This window comes from Paenibacillus timonensis (genome assembly GCF_022427145.1).
In the GTDB taxonomy this organism is placed as follows: Bacteria; Bacillota; Bacilli; order Paenibacillales; family Paenibacillaceae; genus Fontibacillus; species Fontibacillus timonensis.
This window is the reverse complement of record NZ_JAKSXN010000003.1, coordinates 28,224-45,806: the sequence shown is the minus strand read 5'-3', so window position 1 is coordinate 45,806 and position 17,583 is coordinate 28,224. Positions and strand designations below refer to the sequence as shown.

General features: G+C 48.7%; 19 protein-coding genes. All 19 read left to right on the top strand.

Translation table 11 applies throughout. The features are described from left to right. Positions 1–10 precede the first annotated feature (10 nt). The 19 genes from arsA to MJ257_RS01655 all read left to right on the top strand — a co-directional run bounded on the left by arsA (position 11) and on the right by MJ257_RS01655 (position 17,561). Positions 11–1,774 carry an arsenical pump-driving ATPase gene (arsA, locus tag MJ257_RS01745; RefSeq protein WP_127575636.1) on the top strand — a complete coding sequence of 588 codons (1,764 nt, stop codon included), beginning with the start codon at positions 11–13 and terminating at the stop codon, positions 1,772–1,774. Between the two features lie 41 nt (positions 1,775–1,815). Continuing rightward, entirely contained in the window at positions 1,816–2,094 is a 279-nt protein-coding gene (locus MJ257_RS01740) for an iron-sulfur cluster biosynthesis family protein (RefSeq protein WP_127575635.1), read from the top strand. Positions 2,095–2,121: 27 nt separating this feature from the next. Then, complete coding sequence (locus MJ257_RS01735; RefSeq protein WP_127575634.1) at positions 2,122–2,556, top strand: protein-tyrosine phosphatase family protein; 435 nt, start codon at positions 2,122–2,124, stop codon at positions 2,554–2,556. 219 nt (positions 2,557–2,775) lie between these two features. Beyond that, positions 2,776–3,834, top strand: coding sequence for a flavin-containing monooxygenase (locus MJ257_RS01730; RefSeq protein WP_127575692.1), 1,059 nt, complete (start codon positions 2,776–2,778; stop codon positions 3,832–3,834). A gap of 58 nt (positions 3,835–3,892) precedes the next feature. Continuing rightward, positions 3,893–4,342 carry a MarR family winged helix-turn-helix transcriptional regulator gene (locus MJ257_RS01725; RefSeq protein WP_127575633.1) on the top strand — a complete coding sequence of 150 codons (450 nt, stop codon included), beginning with the start codon at positions 3,893–3,895 and terminating at the stop codon, positions 4,340–4,342. A gap of 72 nt (positions 4,343–4,414) precedes the next feature. Then, a complete protein-coding gene (locus tag MJ257_RS01720) occupies positions 4,415–4,912 on the top strand; it encodes a GNAT family N-acetyltransferase (protein ID WP_371859502.1) in 498 nt (165 codons plus the stop codon). 201 nt (positions 4,913–5,113) lie between these two features. After that, positions 5,114–5,287: a hypothetical protein gene (locus MJ257_RS01715; RefSeq protein ID WP_164744107.1), complete on the top strand. Its 174-nt coding sequence runs from the start codon at positions 5,114–5,116 to the stop codon at positions 5,285–5,287. 18 nt (positions 5,288–5,305) lie between these two features. After that, positions 5,306–5,650, top strand: a complete 345-nt coding sequence (locus tag MJ257_RS01710; RefSeq protein WP_240267704.1) for an ArsR/SmtB family transcription factor — start codon at positions 5,306–5,308, stop codon at positions 5,648–5,650. A 73-nt stretch (positions 5,651–5,723) separates the two neighbouring features. Then, positions 5,724–6,524 (top strand): arsenite methyltransferase, encoded by an 801-nt coding sequence (locus MJ257_RS01705; protein WP_127575631.1) that lies wholly within the window; start codon positions 5,724–5,726, stop codon positions 6,522–6,524. A 439-nt stretch (positions 6,525–6,963) separates the two neighbouring features. Further along, positions 6,964–7,449, top strand: a complete 486-nt coding sequence (locus tag MJ257_RS01700) for a hypothetical protein (protein ID WP_240267640.1) — start codon at positions 6,964–6,966, stop codon at positions 7,447–7,449. 436 nt (positions 7,450–7,885) lie between these two features. After that, a complete protein-coding gene (locus MJ257_RS01695; protein ID WP_127575629.1) occupies positions 7,886–8,512 on the top strand; it encodes a hypothetical protein in 627 nt (208 codons plus the stop codon). Positions 8,513–8,588: 76 nt separating this feature from the next. Continuing rightward, positions 8,589–9,290 (top strand): hypothetical protein, encoded by a 702-nt coding sequence (locus tag MJ257_RS01690; protein WP_240267639.1) that lies wholly within the window; start codon positions 8,589–8,591, stop codon positions 9,288–9,290. Positions 9,291–9,591: 301 nt separating this feature from the next. Then, complete coding sequence (locus MJ257_RS01685) at positions 9,592–11,889, top strand: type IV secretory system conjugative DNA transfer family protein (protein ID WP_240267638.1); 2,298 nt, start codon at positions 9,592–9,594, stop codon at positions 11,887–11,889. Between the two features lie 164 nt (positions 11,890–12,053). Next, a complete protein-coding gene (locus tag MJ257_RS01680; protein ID WP_240267637.1) occupies positions 12,054–12,929 on the top strand; it encodes a replication-relaxation family protein in 876 nt (291 codons plus the stop codon). 6 nt (positions 12,930–12,935) lie between these two features. After that, positions 12,936–13,751, top strand: coding sequence for a conjugal transfer protein (locus tag MJ257_RS01675; protein ID WP_240267636.1), 816 nt, complete (start codon positions 12,936–12,938; stop codon positions 13,749–13,751). A 75-nt stretch (positions 13,752–13,826) separates the two neighbouring features. Then, positions 13,827–14,084 carry a hypothetical protein gene (locus MJ257_RS01670; protein WP_036646570.1) on the top strand — a complete coding sequence of 86 codons (258 nt, stop codon included), beginning with the start codon at positions 13,827–13,829 and terminating at the stop codon, positions 14,082–14,084. Positions 14,085–14,088: 4 nt separating this feature from the next. Then, positions 14,089–14,793 (top strand): TcpE family conjugal transfer membrane protein, encoded by a 705-nt coding sequence (locus MJ257_RS01665; protein WP_240267635.1) that lies wholly within the window; start codon positions 14,089–14,091, stop codon positions 14,791–14,793. 8 nt (positions 14,794–14,801) lie between these two features. Then, positions 14,802–15,035, top strand: a complete 234-nt coding sequence (locus MJ257_RS01660) for a hypothetical protein (protein ID WP_240267634.1) — start codon at positions 14,802–14,804, stop codon at positions 15,033–15,035. Between the two features lie 33 nt (positions 15,036–15,068). After that, positions 15,069–17,561: an ATP-binding protein gene (locus tag MJ257_RS01655; protein ID WP_240267633.1), complete on the top strand. Its 2,493-nt coding sequence runs from the start codon at positions 15,069–15,071 to the stop codon at positions 17,559–17,561. Positions 17,562–17,583: the final 22 nt, after the last annotated feature.

Sequence of the window (17,583 nt, the reverse complement as noted above, 5' to 3'; positions counted from 1 at the left end):
GGATTTGAAGATGCCAACTCGGTTTGATCCACTGTCGATACCACTAACTCCTTACCTGTTCTTTACTGGTAAAGGCGGGGTAGGGAAAACTTCGACGGCTTGCGCAACGGCTATTTCTTTAGCCGATTCCGGTAAGCGGGTGTTATTGGTCGGCACGGACCCAGCTTCGAATTTGCAGGACGTATTTGGCATGGCGTTTACGAATCATCCTGTCCAAGTAGATGGAGTGGATAACCTGTATGCCGCAAATTTGGATCCCGAAACCGCGGCAGCGGAATACAAAGCGTCCATGGTCGATCCGTATCGGGGTAAACTGCCCGACACGGTGATTGCAACGATGGAGGAGCAGTTATCGGGTGCTTGTACTGTTGAAATTGCTGCCTTTAATGAATTTTCGGCTCTGTTGACGGATCAAGAGCTTAAGGATCGATTCGATTATATTCTGTTTGATACTGCACCGACGGGCCATACGTTGCGGCTGCTGCAGCTTCCCACGGCCTGGAGCGGATTTCTTAATGAGAGCACACATGGTGCTTCTTGTTTAGGCCCGCTTGCCGGCTTGCAAAATCAAAAGAAAGTTTATGAGCAAGCGGTCCAAACTTTAACGGATGAGAAACAAACCATGCTGGTGATCGTCACCAGACCGGACGAATCCCCGCTTACCGAGGCAGCCCGGGCGTCTGTTGAATTAAAAGGGATCGGTATTCATCACCAGAATCTCGTGATCAACGGTGTTCTGAATCAATATAAACCGGGCGACCCCGTATCTAAAGGGGTTTACGAAAGACAGTTGAAAGCGATGGAGCGAATTCCGCCGGTGATCCAAGCGCTTCCGACTTACCAAATTCCTATGGCTCCTTTTAATGTAACCGGGCTGCAAAATTTACGCGATTTCTTTGAGCCCAATGTCTCAGAAACGGTTCCAGGGGTACATCAAAAGATATCTATACCGTCCTTTCAAAAACTCATTCAAGACTTGGATTCGGCCGGAACCCGCGTGGTCTTCACCATGGGAAAAGGCGGGGTAGGCAAAACGACGGTCGCTTCAGCGATTGCCGTCGGGCTGGCTGAACGTGGTCACCGGGTGCATCTGAGTACGACAGATCCTGCCGCACATCTTGATTTTGTCATTCAGGAGTCTGAATATATCACGGTGAGCCGGATTGATCCCAAGGTGGAAGTGCAAAAATACCAGGAGGAAATCATTGATCAAAACAAGGATTTGCTTGATGAGGATGGACTCGCATACTTGGAAGAGGATTTAAGGTCACCGTGCACGGAGGAAATCGCGGTTTTCAGAGCCTTTGCTGAATTGGTAGACCGAAGCGGGGAGGAAATCGTGGTGATCGATACAGCTCCAACCGGTCATACCTTGTTGCTGCTCGATGCCACTCAGGAATATCATAAGGAAATTGAGCGTTCATCCGGTCAGATACCGCCATCCGTTCAAAAGTTGTTACCTCGTTTGAGGGATTCGAAAGAAACCAGTGTGGTCATCGTCACTTTGGCTGAAGCTACTCCTTATTATGAGGCCGTTCGATTGAATGATGATTTGAAACGCGCCGGCATACCGACAAAATGGTGGGTCATTAATCAAAGCTTTGCCGCTGTTGGAACGACTGACCCTGTCCTGCAAAGTCGCGCACGGTCCGAACAATCCTGGATCCAGGAAATTAATGAAACGTCAAACCACCATACGGTGATTATTCCATGGGAGCCTGAGGAAATTAAAGGGTATACGCAGTTGAAAAAACTGATTGCGGAGCCTACTTAGCTGGATGAGGAATCTAATTAGATTGGAAAGGTTGATATGTCATGGTTATTACAGATGGAGCCAAAAGTTATATTGAAGAAATGATGAAGGAAGCCGGAGTCACGACGCTGCGATTTGTTCTTGCTAGCGGTTGCTGCGGTCCGAGCTTTCAATTGGCGCTCGAAAACGCTCAGGAAACGGATATTGTAAAAAGCATCAATAATATTGAGGTAGCGATCGATCCTCAAGTTGAAGAATTGGTAAGCCAAGTGACATTGGATCTTGAACAAGATGAAGAAGGTGCAGGCTTAGTGATTAGCGGCGGAAGCAACTGCTGCTAAGCTTGATATATGGAGAGGAGAGAAAACATGGCTCATTACCATGAACTGGTTAAAGGCAAAGTATTTATTGGTGGAATTGATGGATTGCAGGAAGCGCTGCGGAATGAGGACATTACCGATGTGTATGACTTAAGGGATGATGGTAAGGAGCCAAATGATTTTCCAAAAAGTGTTATGCGGCATCATTATCCTATTGTCGAAGATACATGCGGACAAGAAACTTCGATCGCAGAAGCCATTCAAGCGATTAAACAAGGATTGGACCATGATCAGAAAGTGTATTTTCATTGCTCAGGCGGCCGCAATCGGACAGGGACTGTAGCTACCGGATTGATGCTTGAACTCGGCCAAGCATCCAGTGTTGCAGAAGCAGAAAGCTTGGTCAAGTCCATTCGTTCTGAAATTGCGATAAAACCGGAAATGCGTGATGCTCTTAGAACGTTATACCCGAATCGGAACTAATCATTCAATAAAAGAAGCCTGATATATTGGAGGCTTCTTTTTTTGTTAAAAGATACTCATACAAAATAAAATAAAAGTTGCATATTGCAAATTTATGAAGTATATATAATACATAGTCCCTACACTTATTAAGCGAGTATTTTGGACTTATCGCAATAATGAAGGGGTATTTTTATCTATTTTAAGTTGTAGAATGCAAATATAATGGAGGTGCTTTACATCATGGATGTACTGGACACGATCGTGATTGGAGGAGGTCAGGCGGGGTTGGCCACAGGATATCATTTGCAAAAGAAAAGGCTACGTTTTCTGATACTAGAGGCAAATAACCAAGCAACCGGTTCATGGCCGCACTATTATGACAGCCTAAAATTATTCTCGCCAGCTCGATTTTCATCCATGCCCGGGATGAAGTTCCCCGGAGATCCAAATCATTACCCTGCCAGAGATGAAGTTATTCGTTATCTGCAGAGTTATCAGAAGGAATTTCAGTTACCGATAAGAACGAATCAACGCGTGGAATCGGTTAAAAAGGATGAGCATGGATTTACCATACAAACAACTTCAGGAGATACGTTTCAAGCTCGTACTATCATTAATGCAAACGGCTCATTTCATAATCCGTACAAGCCGGTAATACCTGGTCAGGAGATGTTTCGAGGACGAACACTTCACTCCTCGGAATACCAAAATCCGGGCTCATTTCGAAATCAGCGAGTAGTCGTGGTAGGACGAGGGAATTCGGCGGTACAAATTGGTGTTGAACTGGCTGAGGTGAGTAAAACGTCTCTCGCTGTTTTGCAGCCGGTTCAATTTATGAATCAAAAGGTTTGGGGGAAGGATATTCATTTTTGGGTTAGAATTATTGGTTTTGATACTTTCCCATTTTGGAGATTCGGGAAATCGGCACCAAGTTCAAGTGCGGTGAACGATACGGGACGGTATAAGGAGCGTATCCTTGCAGGAAAACCAGATCAACAGCCGATGTTTACCTCTTTTTATGAAGATGGAGTTGTATGGCCAAACGGGACAAAAGAACCGGTGGATTCAGTCATCTTTGCGACAGGTTATCGGCCGCGATTCCCCTACCTACGAGCGATAGGCGCTCTGGATGGAGAAGGAAGGCCAATCCATAAAGCCGGTATCAGTAAGATCCCTGGACTTTATTATGTGGGACTCGAGGGACAACGCTCTTTCTCTTCCGCAACATTAAGAGGAGTCGGACCGGATGCGAAGTTTGTTGTGAAACGGCTTTCGCATCATCTTAACAGTCGATAAACAATATATTTGAAAAACACAAGTAGTATAAAGTATAAATAAAATTGAGGTGAGTGGAATGGAAAACGTTCGAGAACTATTTCAAATCATGACACGCCGTTTTGGTTTTTTGAATAAAAACTGTTGTTCAGCTGGTGGTTGCGACATAACTTTAGTTCAAAGTCACATTCTTTACGAAATAGATCGTCAGCATAATCCGTCCATTCAGCAAGTAGCGGAAGCTTTAGGTACGGATATTACGACATTTAGTCGTCAAATACAAACGTTAATTAAAATGAATCTTGTAAAGAAGACTCCCGATCCAGGGGATCGAAGAATTTTTGTTCTTTCACTTACAACAGAAGGTAAATACGTAGCTGCTACCATTGATCAACAAATGAATGACTATTTGAATGAAATTTTTTCGCAGATGAGCGATTTTGAAAAAGATACTGTAATTCACTCTATTAAGTTGTTGAATGAAGCAATGTTGAAATCCAACAAATGTTGTTCCGTCCCAATCGGGTGACCGGTTATGAATCCGAACTACCTGCGATAAAAATAATATTTATAATATGGCTAAATAAGTAGTGGAGGGAATATGATGCTCTTAACTCGTCTCGTTTCCAGTGAAGACTGGGAAGCCATTAAATCTATCTATGAAGAAGCCATAATGACAGGTAACGCAACCTTCGAAATGAACGCACCTTCTAAAGAACAGTGGTACTCCAGCCATGACCTGGAGTGCAGTATTGTTTGTCTTGACGGTGACAAGATCGTCGGATGGGCAGCATTGAGCCCTGTATCCTCAAGATGTGTGTATTCGGGTGTCGGAGAGAATAGTATCTATGTCAAGCAGGATGCACGCGGTAAAGGCGTGGGGAATATTCTTCTTGGTCGATTGATAGAAATCGCCGAAGATAGAGGGTTCTGGACTATTCAAACCGGAATATTTCCTGAAAATTCGGCAAGTTTAGCTCTTCATTTGAAGCATGGTTTTCGTAAGGTAGGTCGTCGGGAAAAGATCGGCAAAATGAATGGTGTTTGGAGAGATGTTCTATTTATGGAGAGACGAAGCGAAGTTGTGGGGATAAATTAATAAAAAAAGCTCTATTCACGTCTCGCATCAAATCCCCAGTGCCGTTTGATGACGTTAAGATTCAATAAAGTTACGTTGCAGTAGTGCTTATCGAGACCATCACGATATTAAATCAATTATTTTTGATTTAATCTTGATTTTACCAGCTCTGCATGCTACGATTTATTCATCAAGAAATTTTGATGAATGGAGGTTCGTCCGATGATGAACCATTACGTGATGGAACAACTGATGAAATTTCAGCAAAAAGAAATCGAAGAGCGGGCGCGACAGGCGTGGAAGTGGTTGGATACCAATAGCCTTAAGGGAAGTAAAAACAATTCGACGTCGGTGGTCTTGCAGCCGATCGCGGCTTGTTGCGCCGCTTGCTGCTAAGGAGAGGTAGAGGGCATGATGATACAACTTCCCATCCTTGAACAAGACGGAGAGACGATCGATTTTGCCAAGTTTGAAGTCAAATTCAAAGCGCTCGCGGATCAAAAGCGTCTGCAAATTATGTATGAACTTACACAAAAGGGCAGCATATGCGTGTGTGATCTAGTAGAAATCGTGGATATGCCGCAATCTAAATTGTCGTATCACTTGAAAATCTTGCTTGATGCCGGCTTGATCTTCCGAGAAATGAAAGGAACTTGGAGCTATTATGAGTTAAATCACGCGGAGGTTAACCGACTGCTATCTCCCGAGTTGTGCTGTATATTCCGCAAACTGGACGATTCAAGCGGATGCTGTTCATAAGCCCACATGGTGGGTTTTTAATCCGTACATTTAATCAAAAAAAATTGATATATTAAAAAAGGAGCGATGTTCCATGAGCCAAGTAAAGAATGATGATGTACGCCAGCATGTACGAAACCGATACAAGCAAATTGCGATCCAAAGCAATTCCAATGCAAGTTGTTGCCAGGCTAGCACATCGGCATCCGGATACTCCGGTACGGCCGATGAAGTTTCAGCGAAATTGGGGTATTCCAATGAAGAACTATCAGCGGCTCCGGAAGGGGCAAACCTTGGTCTAGGCTGCGGGAATCCTCAAGCGATCGCATCGCTTCAGCCTGGGGAAGTCGTTCTGGATTTGGGAAGCGGAGCAGGCTTTGATTGTTTTCTGGCTACCCGGCAAGTGGGAGAGACCGGCAAAGTTTACGGTGTTGATATGACACCAGAGATGGTAAGCCGTGCCCGCAACAATGCGCAAAAGAACGGCTACCGGAATGTTGAATTCCGGCTTGGCGAAATCGAGCATCTCCCGATAGCTGATAACTCGATCGATGTCATCATCTCTAATTGTGTCATAAATCTTTCTCCCGATAAGGAGCAAGTCTTTCGTGAAGCTTTCCGGGTATTAAAACCAGGAGGGCGCTTAGCCATCTCGGATATCGTGACGACAGCGGAATTACCGGCAGAGATCCGGGGTGATCTTGATTCATTAGCAAACTGCATATCCGGCGCGTCCACCGTGGCTGAAGTCAGGGAAATGCTTCAATCGAGCGGATTTAACGATATTGTTGTTGAGCCGAAAGATGAGTCCCGCGAATTCATTCAGGACTGGGTTCCTGGGGCGAGCATGGAGGATTACATTCAATCGGCCGTTATCAAAGCTGTTAAACTTTAAGTAGGATTAAGAAACTGCACAAAAGCCATGAATAGCACCTTCAACCACGTTGGCAGGTGCTATTTTTGTTTGATATTCTTATGCATATACCCCATGGGGGTTCCAGGAAAATATACAACCTTTTGTAAAAAGGTTGTACAAAAAGAGTCGCCTTACCGAAACGTGACCTTCCCCGTACAATAAGGTCAAGCGCGCGCCCATTCATGAATTTGAAGGGAGCAAAAATGATGGGGAAGCACGAAGTCGTTAATGCGGGGCAGTCTTTCAGGGAAGTTTCTCTTTCCGAGACGGATAAACCGAATTTGCCGGCGCAATGTCAATCAAACAAGCCTGAAAAGCGGAGTGGAGCCAGCTATTCGCAAGCCTTTTACGCCCAATTGATGCGTCACGATTGGTATGGTAGAGTTCGTCATCGTATCCGGCAACGGGGGTGGGGGCAGTGAGCCGACCGATCCCGTTCACTCGCGTCGAAAACTGGTTATTCACTTTACCGGTTTGGAAATCGCAGTTGGAGTCCATGCGGGAACAGTTGTCACGTATCCCGGGGCTTACACAAAAATTCGATTTGGTCCCGATCTACGGCAAGGGTCAAAAAAACGAAGCAATATTAAACGAGATAATCCGCCGTTTACAATTGCAAAATGTAGAAATCCCTTTAATGGAACTGAGGATTGATGTGCTGGAAGCCGCGATTCACTCCTTGCAAGAGGAAGATCAGCAATTTGTGGAAGAGCGTTACATGCGCCGTCTGCCTTCCATGCTTGTCATGGAAAAGCTGGGCTTAACGCACCGCATGTTCTATAAGCGGCGGAAACGATTGCTCAGTCACATTTACCGCTTTGTAGGCGGAGAGGCTTCCATTTTATTCGTGGATGATAAAGAAGCGAATTCGGATGTGGATTCATCGGACGATTCCGCGGAATAAGGTCAGGTCAATCGAAGGTCACAAAATGATTAGGAACCTTGTTCTCCTTGAATTATGGTAGCGGTTGGCAATCCGGTGGTAAGTTCAATACTGGTGCTCTTCAGACGAACGGTTAGGCTTTCCGCTTGTGGTGGATCAGGGCTCTGTCGTCCGTTGGAACTTGCTAAATGATTGCCATGAGTCGGGTCAATCTTCACCCGATTTGCCTATTTTCTCAGAAAGAGTTAAACTCACTAGAATTAACATATTATATAACTTATCACTATCTAGATGTTTTTATGAAATATATTCTATATTTGGATAATGACATAGAATATTCGAAATAATTGTATTTATGTTATAACAAAACTTGATATATTGGGATATAATGGAATTGTTACAAAATAATAATTGATCGCTGGCCAGCCTTCAAAAAATGGGAGGGTTTCGAATCTAAATGAAGAAGATATTCTCGTCTGCTTTGTTTTGTATTATGCTCGTAGTATCTATTGCGACAAGCGCATATGGTATGGGTGAAACCACTCAAGTTGCCGGTACAGTTTATGAAGAGCAAGTGGCTGGTAAAGAGGCAAAGATAACAACAGTACCATTACAAGAAATGCTTCCTGCCCAATTTCAGGAAGATGGAGTTGTCCTGCAACGTGATGCAAACGGCAACTTCCATGCAACTATTCCTTTAGTAAAACCTAATAGCTCAATTACCGCTAGTGATGTTGTCTTTGGAGGATTAACTATGAGTTTGTACAACTATGTTGGTACAAACAAATATGAATTGTTTTATACGATGGTTGTAACAGGTGATTGGTTGAAAGGGTTAAAAGGGAATTTTACTGTTACAAATACTTCTGTACTTTCACCTGCCACATACCTCGATAAAGATGTAAATTCAACTTTTACGGCAACAAGACTACGTACAGCAAAAGTTGGTGACGATTTTGTTATACCTTCAGATGTTGAAAAGGTTCGAGTAAGGGCCAGTGATTTAACGGTCTCCTTTTTAGAGACAGACCCTTTATCGCCCGCACCTCTATCTATTATTTTTGAAACTGCTAATGCTAATTAATTAGGGAGGACTTGGGTGAATTAACTACTAAGTAGTTAGTTCACCTATTTCCATTTTTAAAGAAAATGGTGAGGATATGAAAAAGATAAGTTTTAACGAAATGAAAGAAAACCACACTTCCTTTTTTTCTCCAAACCAGCTCGTTGTTCGTAAACTGCCTGTTATTTCAACGACTGATGAAGAGCAAATAAGAGAAATCCTGATCAACATGATCAATATTCAAGGGATTCTGGCTAGGCATTATTTTTATCAAAGAGAACTAGGAAGCTCCAGTATAGAAGATTACTCCTTCTTTATCACTAATAAAGTGGATGATGAAGCTTTAATGTTTAGCATGATTTTTGATTCTGTTACTGTAACAAAGACCAGATACGGGGAACCATGCGGTCTTCAGGTTAATAACGCCAAAGATATCGCTTATAAGGTTTTTGAAAGAATGATTAAAGAAAAACAGGTTAACAATGAAATTGGCCACTTTATTCTAGGTAGAAAATTTCAGAATGATTATCGCCAGCTAGGGTGTTTTGAAATAGAAGGTGATGAAGGGGAAGTTATAGAAAATGAGTTTTTTACTTATTTGATCAAGAGTTCATCTTTGTCCACGGCTGTATATCCTGCATATCTCGATGTTAGTGGTTTGAAAATGGAAGAAATAGAAAAAGACCAGCTAATAATTCAGTTAGCAAATCAAGTTAGTAAACTCTATTTAATGGTTTATGATTATGAAAACACGGAAGGGGTTCCTTTCTTTCGAAAAGAATTAAGATGGTTTATTTGAGTCGGATAAGTGAGTCAATATCATAATTCGATTCGAGTAGAGGACTAAAGCTACCAAAAATCAAAGGTCAATTGAAGGTCACAAAATGATCAGGAAAAAGGACAAGACAAGGTCACTTAATCCTGTTAATCTGATAGTGTCAAAAGGTGTGGACAGGCTCCCGGACATCCCGGGACGGCCTGTCTTTTTCATTTTCAGGACAGATCGGGCTAACCGGTTGTTCCAGTAGAGAAGGGAGTGAGGGGTAACCACCAACATCTCGACAAACGAGAAGCGGAAGATCGAGGGGAGGGGAGCAGCGATGCTCTCTTTTTTATTTCCAAGCTGGTGCGAGCCCGGCCAAGGTCAGCACAAGCGAACGCTATGGTTCGAAATTCAATCCTCCCTTGACGCGACTCCTATGGACTTTGCCAAGGCAACGCGGTTTGCCCGGCATATCAGCGGACTTGGGCTTCCCCGATTCCAGCGTCTTCGGTATGGACAACTCTATTTTCGTTTCCTGATCCAGTGTGCAGGTCCTGCTGGACGGGTACGGATCTACGTTTCTGTCCCCGACATTCGCTGGATGGGATTTCGTACCGGGTTCCACACACAGGTGTCCGGAATGTATTTGCTTCCGGTTGAGACACCCGTGTTTACTGCTGGTTCGGGCAAAAACGTGATCGTTGCCGAAGGCCGTCCGGCGTATAAGGGCGCTCTTTCCGTTGCAAGTATCCATCCGACCGGCAAAGATCCGCTGAACGAAATGATCGCCGCGATGGGTGCAGGCGAACTGGCGGAAGGCGAGGAGGTGTGGCTGGAGCTGGCATTTGCGCCAGCGGGCAAGCGGCTCCTTCAGCGCCGTGTCCGCAGAGCCGAGAACTGGCTGCGTTCGCCTGCCAATGAGCCGGTGTCCCTGCAGTCCATTTGGCGGGAAATGAATACGAACCAAAAGGCTAAATCACGGCCGCGGGAATTGACCGCCTACCAGCAAAACGTGATGCGGACGCTGCAAAGCAAACAGGATGAGGATGAAGTCGGGCTGTGGACCGGATTTCACGTACTGATTTGTTCCTCTTCGGCCAAAGCAAGGCTGCAAACGATGAACGATATGCTGCAATCGATGCGAAGCGGTAATGGCATCGTCCTGCGGCCGGTAAAAGGCAGAAAGCAGGTATTAGCACCGGGAACGCCGTCCAAGCAGTTATTGCTCGCTTCGGAGGAACTGGGCCACTGGCTGCACATTCCTGCTTTTGGCGATCCGGCCGCCGCGCATATGGAGAAGATGCATGCAAAAATTGTACCGGCTCCGACTAGACTCGACCACGGCCTCTACATCGGGAAAAGCAACGTGCCGGGCCAGGAACGGGACCTTCGTATGCCGCTGGGTCAAATGCTTAAGCATGCGTTTCTCGCCGGCACGACCGGTTCCGGGAAAACGTCTACGCTGCTCTCGATCATGATCCGTATGGTTGAAGATCTGGAGCGGAAGCCGGACCAAGCGCCCGGTTTTACGTTTCTTGACCCGCACGGCGGGGCGATTGAAACGCTGCTGAGTTATATCCCGAAAAAGTTGTATCCGAAGCTGCACCTGATTCCGCTCGGGGCTACCGAACGGCCGCGTGGCTTCAACTTGTTTCAAGACGCGCATACGGATGTACGGGAGTCGTTGACCGGGGAGTTTGTGACCTCCTTGCAGCAATTGTTCCCGGGTTCACGTCCGCGGGCGGAGCATTACTTACGAAACGCCGTTTTAAGTCTGTTGTCGGTACCGCCGCAAACGGTACTGGGCATTATGGACATTTTCTATAACGAGAACTACCGGAGAAAATTGCTGCCGAAGCTCGACCTGCATCTGCGCCATTTTTGGCTGGACGAGTTCGCGCAAATCAAAAATCTGGGGGATCATCTCGGTCCCATCATGAACAAGCTCGGTGCCTTAACGACGTACCCGACCGCGCGGCGGATGCTGGGGCAAGAGCGCAGCAGCATCGACACCCGGCGGGTGATGGACGAGGGCCATATCGTGCTCATCGACGGCAGCGGCTGCGTCCCGGATTTACTGAAGATTCTGGCCAGCCTGTTTTTCATCGACTATCATTTCACCTGCCGCAAGCGGCCTCAGCATAAGTCCAAAGCGCATTTTTTCTTTGCCGACGAAGTCCATTTGTTTGCGACGGACATCTTGACGAAAATATTGGCCGAGGATCGCAAGTTCGGCTTGTCGCTCTTTCTGGCCACCCAGTATTTGACCCAATTATCCGATCGCATTCTGGAGGCGATACTCGGCAATGTCGGTACGCTGATGCTGCTGCAGCTCGGCGGGCCGGATGCGGACAAATTGTCGCGTTGGCTGAAACCCCAGGTAACGAATACCGATTTGATGAACCTGGCAGAGTTGCACGCCATTGTGCGTACGAAAGGACATGAAGGTCGTCTTGAGCTATTTACGGTGAAAAACGAGATTGTGCCGGTGAAGCACGAAGCTTGGATCCGGGAAGCATGGGCGCATTCGGACAAGCAGGATGGCCGGTCGATCGAGTCGGTCGAGCGGGAAATGAATATCGGAGAAGGGCCGCAGTCCCCGCTAAACGGTTGGCGGCGCGACGATCCGGAGTAAGGCTCATGCCTAATAAAGTCAGAGATCAAAACCGAGATCAAGTCTGAGATAAAGATGGAGATAAACGGATAGATGGAAACATTGCCGCAAAACCGCAACCGGCGCATGAGCCGGTGGTCGCGTTGATCCGGACTTGTTCTCATCTGCGCGGAAAGGAGAGAGACATGTACGAAGCGGCAAAAAAGGAGCTGCTTGCGCTCATCTACCGATATGGACCGATGACCCCGAAACAGGCGGCGATCGTTCTGAATTACCGGTTGCCTACGCTTTACGCAATGGCCAGTCAATTGAACCGGCAAGGGTTAATTCGCAGCATTCCGCTTCCCTTCCTTCGGCTTAACCATGTAGGATACGGCCTGACCGCCCAAGGGGCAAAAACTGCTGCCCTGCTTGCCGGTGAAGAAGATGGTTTCCGTTCTAAAGCATGGGAGAAGTTGCCGGTACAACTGGAGCATGTGTATGGAACCAACGCATTTTTTGTTTCGCTCATCGAACACAGTTTGCACCGCGAAGGTGAAGGTGTCACGGAGTGGCAATCGACCCGGGAAGCCTCGGAACAATACGCTCATTTCAAAGACTCCGGCAAAAAAACGATGCTGCTGCGTCCGGACGGATTATGCACGTATGTGCTTCCGGGGCGAGGGCGGCTTGTATTACATGTGGAGTACGATACCGGTAGCGAAAACCAATGGAGACTACAGGACAAGCTGTGGTTATACGGACGGGTGTTGTCCACTGCGTGGAAGTCCGTTTCGGCCGTACATGTCCTGTTTGTAACCAAGATCGAGTCGCGTCCGAAGCGTCTGTTGCGTCTTTGGGCTGCGCTCGGCGAAGGGCCGCTGCTCGGTCGTCCGCTGCCGAACGTCTGGGCGATAAGCGAGAGCGAATGGAAGCGAAAAGGCGTAGAGGAAGCACTTTGGTGGGGAGGGGGAGAGTCGCGCATCCGGTTGAAAGAGATGCCGCTGCTGCCGCCCGCAGAGGCAGATTTGCCGCTTCTCGGCAAACAGCCGCGTGAGCCGTCCCCGATCGCAGGGAGGTGAATGGACATGGAATTTCGTTGGCTGTCGAAGCTGCTCCTGTGGAGCATGCTAGTGCTTTCCTGTTTGGGGGCGGTTTCTACACTATTTCGCACGGAATCCGATCCAGTCCCCGCCTTGCTTACACGAACGGCCGAGCAACAGATGGCGATCCAAACGGCGCTCGGGTTTGCCCGGGAATGGATGCTCTGGGACGGCGGGGAATTGCCGGAAGAGCGAGTGCAGCGGCTGCAGCCCTATGTCAATCCGGATGCGCTTGCCCGCGTTGCTGCCTTACAGGCCGAATCAAACACTCGGAGTCAACAGGTGATGGCATCGGAGTTTTTGACCATCGCCGCTAGCGGCGGATCGTCCTATCGGGTCCGGGTTCGCGTTATTGCCGCCAATCCGGAGTGGGTGATGTGGGAGGTTGAAGTGCCGGTTTGGGTTCAAGCAACAAAAGGAGCAGCGGTCACCGATCCGCCGATCATTCGATCATTACAGGAACCACCAGTTGTTCCGAAGATTCCGCAAGCAGCAGCGGCATCCGCCGCGGTGAAAGAGCGGATGCGTCCGGCCATGGAAAGTTTCCTGAAAGCGATATGCGAAAGCAAGGATGCTGGCAGCCTGCTCAATTATGTAACGGCAGACGCCAAAATGGTTCCGCTAAACGGCCGGTTGCGTTTTGTAGCGTTAGATCGTTTGGAAGCGACCGGAGAAGGACCTTATGACGTTACGGTTTCATTTACCGCCGAGGACGCATCGACCGGCTTTCGTTTGGCGCAGGTGTGGCGAATGAAGGTAACGGAAGAAAATCAAAAGTTTTTTGTGGCGGCTATGCAGTAATAACTTACCGAAATCCGAGCCATCAACATGATCGCGTGGACCACGATTCATTGGTTAGACCTGGAGGTGAGGGATATGGATGGGGATTTTGTCCAAACCGGTTTGCTCGTGTTGAAACGATTGCTGCAGGCGATTTTCTTGACGATCGCTATCTACCGTGGTGTGAAAATGTACGCCAACGGAGAAACGAATCGGCTTTGGTCGCACATTATGCTTTCAATCATCCTTGGTATTTTTGTTTTTGCACCCGGCATCGCCAAATATTTAGCTTTCTATGTACTCAAAACGCTGGGCATTTCGGTAGACGGGCTGACGGATACGACGGGGGGCTGACACGATGAACGAGCAGGAGAAAGCGGAATCGTATCGTGCCTTATATCGGGTTCGTCCGCTCATCTACCATATTGGGGATATAAGGTTATGGATGCCGATCCGGCAAGATGGCGTCGTCATGTGGCTTGTCTTCCTTATCGTCTTTTTCATTTTTTGTTACATCTTGCCCGTACTTACAGTGCTTCCGTTCGATCGGGTGATCACAATGACGGTCGGTCCGGTCGCCGCGGCTTATTATACGGTCAAACTGGATCCGGCGGGCAAAACGGTGCCCCGCTATTTGCGGGACATTGTTCATTTTCTGGTTCGGCCCAAATGGGTGGTCCGTTGGCAGGCGGTCCGCCAACCTGGCGGTACCCATCGGGTTCGGTTTATCGGGCACTGCCGTCCTTATGAACGGCTGCCGCTTCAACAAGGAGGCGAGGAGTGGTGCGGCCGCAAGGGAGTGTTGGTTGGAACGGTGGAAGGTTTTCGGGTTCTCTTCCTTCCCGCACTTGTACGCATGCGCTGGGTGGTAAGATCAGGCCGCTTGTTGATCATGCCGCTCAAACGGCAGCCGAAACAGGCCATTGTACCGCCTGCCTGGCTCGAGGGACATCGTGTGTTGTACGGGAGCGCGGCCACCCCGCTCCAATTGGAGCGGGAGTTCAAAGAGAATGGCAAAGAACAATGGAAGGCTCAAGTAAGAGCCGACATCCATGCGAGGTGAAACCGGATATGGGGAATTGGCGTCATCATGTGTCGATCGGCATCGATGATATTTTGGAGGACGAGTCGATAAGTGTGGAGCAAAAAGGGCGGATGATTGCGGATCGGCTCAGCCGTGAAGCTTGTTTCCGTTCGTTCCCGTATGTAGCGAATTTTCGCACGGCGCAGACAGCGGACGAACTGGATCAATGGCTCGAGCGCATGTACGATTTTGCCGACCGTCACCGCATCTGGATCCGGTAAGTGCCCTCCTTTTATGACAGGAGGTGAAGTAAGTTGAAATGCCCCGTGTTGTACTGGGAGCAAAACCTGCTGTTCGATTCGCTTCTGAAGCCGTGGGCGGTGTATCGCATACCGCTGAAGCCGTATGCCTACCAGTCTGCGGAGAAAAAGCGCGGCACGGTCAGCCAGATGCAGCAGTTTTTGCATAGCTATCATGGCTATGGACAGTTGTTGTCGGTAACCCGGATGATGGATGCCGAACACTGGCGACGGCGGCGAATAGGGCAGGGCGTGGAGCACGAACGATATGTGAAGGCGGTCATGCAACGGTTTGACGCACGTCGACCGTGGCAGCGATCGCTTTATTTGATTGTGCAGCTTTCCGACGTGCAAAAACAGTTTCCCGAAGTTGATTTGTCCGGGTTTCGAAAAACGGGCCAAACGTTAAAGGAACTGGCCGCCGCTTTTCTGAGCCAAATTCAGGAGCAGTTCTGGTACCGTCAGCGCGGCGAACTGGAGGAAGAGCGCCTGCATATGGCCAAATCCGCCGAGAGCCTGCAGTTTAATCACGTTTACCATCATTTAAACGGCGAACGATGCGGTCCGCAAGAAATTGAATGGTTGCTTCGCCGGGGCTTCTTCCGAGGACTTTCCCAGGAACCGGAACTGATCTTGACGCCGGAAGCGATGCGCGAAGTGCGGGTAAGAGGCGACAGAGTGCTGCTCCGCCCGAAAAAATCGCTGCCGATTTTGCTCGCTTCCGATTTGGTCAGCGAAGAGAAGATGAAGACGCTGGTTGTCCATCATGACGATCAGGACGAAGAAAGCTTAAGAAGTTATCAAGCATTCTTTTCGGTTGTCGATGTGCCGGAAGAGATTTTGGCAATTGGCGACGAGTGGCTGTATGCGCTCGAGGACCTGCCGTTTCCCGCCGAAGTCAGCCTACACTTTCAGGTGCAAACGCCGCACGAGGCGGCCGGCGGTCTGCAGCGCAACCGGAAGGTGCTGAAAGACCAGCGCCGGGAATATGCCGAAGCGTCCGAAGAGACGCCGATCACGTTGGAATGGGCGGGCAAACGCGGGCGTGTGTTGGAGAACAAATTGCAAAAAGGGATGCCGCTCGTCTGGTCTTCCGCATGGCTTAATGTGTCGGGAGGCTCTCGTAAGGAACTGGAGGAGCGCGCGGCGCAGTTGCTGCAGTTGTACGCGACCAAGCAAATTCGCATCGTTCGTTCTCCGGCGGATCAGGCGCGGGCGTTTCAACTTTTTTTGCCAGGAGCGGCGATGGACAAGCAAAACCGCATCCCGATGGACCCGAAGTTTTTGGCGGTGGGCATGCTGCACGGATCCCGGGAAATCGGCGATCCGGACGGGGACTATATCGGACGGACATTGCACAGTATCCCGGTGCTGCTCGACCTGAAGCGTCCGATGTCCAAGGAATTGAACCGTTCCGGGGCAATCGTCATCGTCGGTACGCTCGGCTCGGGAAAGTCGGTGTTGAAGAAGACGTTGTTCTATCACGGGTACAATCAAGGCGGCATCGTTTTTTCCATCGATCCCAAGGATGAGGATAGCTGCTTCGCGCTCATCCCGGATATTCAAAAAAACATGGTGCGGCTCAACTTTTCGGCGGAATCGACAACAAAATTCAATCCGTTCCGAATGTCGAAAAGCGAAGAACGCGCGCACAGCATCGTGTTGGATTTCCTCAGCCTGCTGTTGGAGGGCACTCGGAACGACGAGCGGGCCGACGCCATTATGGAGGCCGTGGAGCGTACGTTCGAGCAGGACAAGCGGGATTTGCATGTGTTCATAACAGAAATGGAGCGGATTGCGAAAGATTCGCCGGTGGATGCGATCCGGGTGGAAGCGCGGCGCTGTGTGAACCGGCTGTTGTCCTATTCGCGAAGTCCGTTCGGCAAATTTATTTTCGCCCATGATGGGGAAGAAAACGCGAATATGAGCGGCGCGCGGTTTATCGTCATTACGCTTGCCGGGTTACCTTTGCCGAAGAAACGAACCGAACGGCTGCAGCAGGCGTTGACGCCGAACGAACGGTTCGGCATCGGCATCATGTATTTGGTCGCGGCACTAGGGCGTGAATATATGTTTCACCGTCCAAGCGATCAACTTAAAATCTTCGGTATTGATGAGAGCTGGATTCTCCGCGCCTTTCCGGAAGGCGCGCTGCTTATCGATGAAATCATCCGGATGGGTCGTTCCTTTCAGGTCGTGCCCTTACTTGCGACCCAAAACCCCGGCGATGTAGCGGACGAGGAGACGAGAAATAATCTCGGCTCCATTTTTTGTTTCCGGACGGAAGATCCTCGTGCGATTGCGGACAATTTGACGCTGCTCGGTTTGGATCGGGGGGACGAGGACATGATTCAGGCATTCCGGGAGCTTAAAGCCGGCGATTGCTATATGAAGGATATCACAGGCCGAATTGGAAGGGTGCATATCGAGCCGACGCCGGATGATTTGCTCACCATTTTTAATACAACGCCGAAAGCCGGCGATATGGAAGGGAGGGAGAACCGTTGAGACGACGATGCTGCTTGGGGCT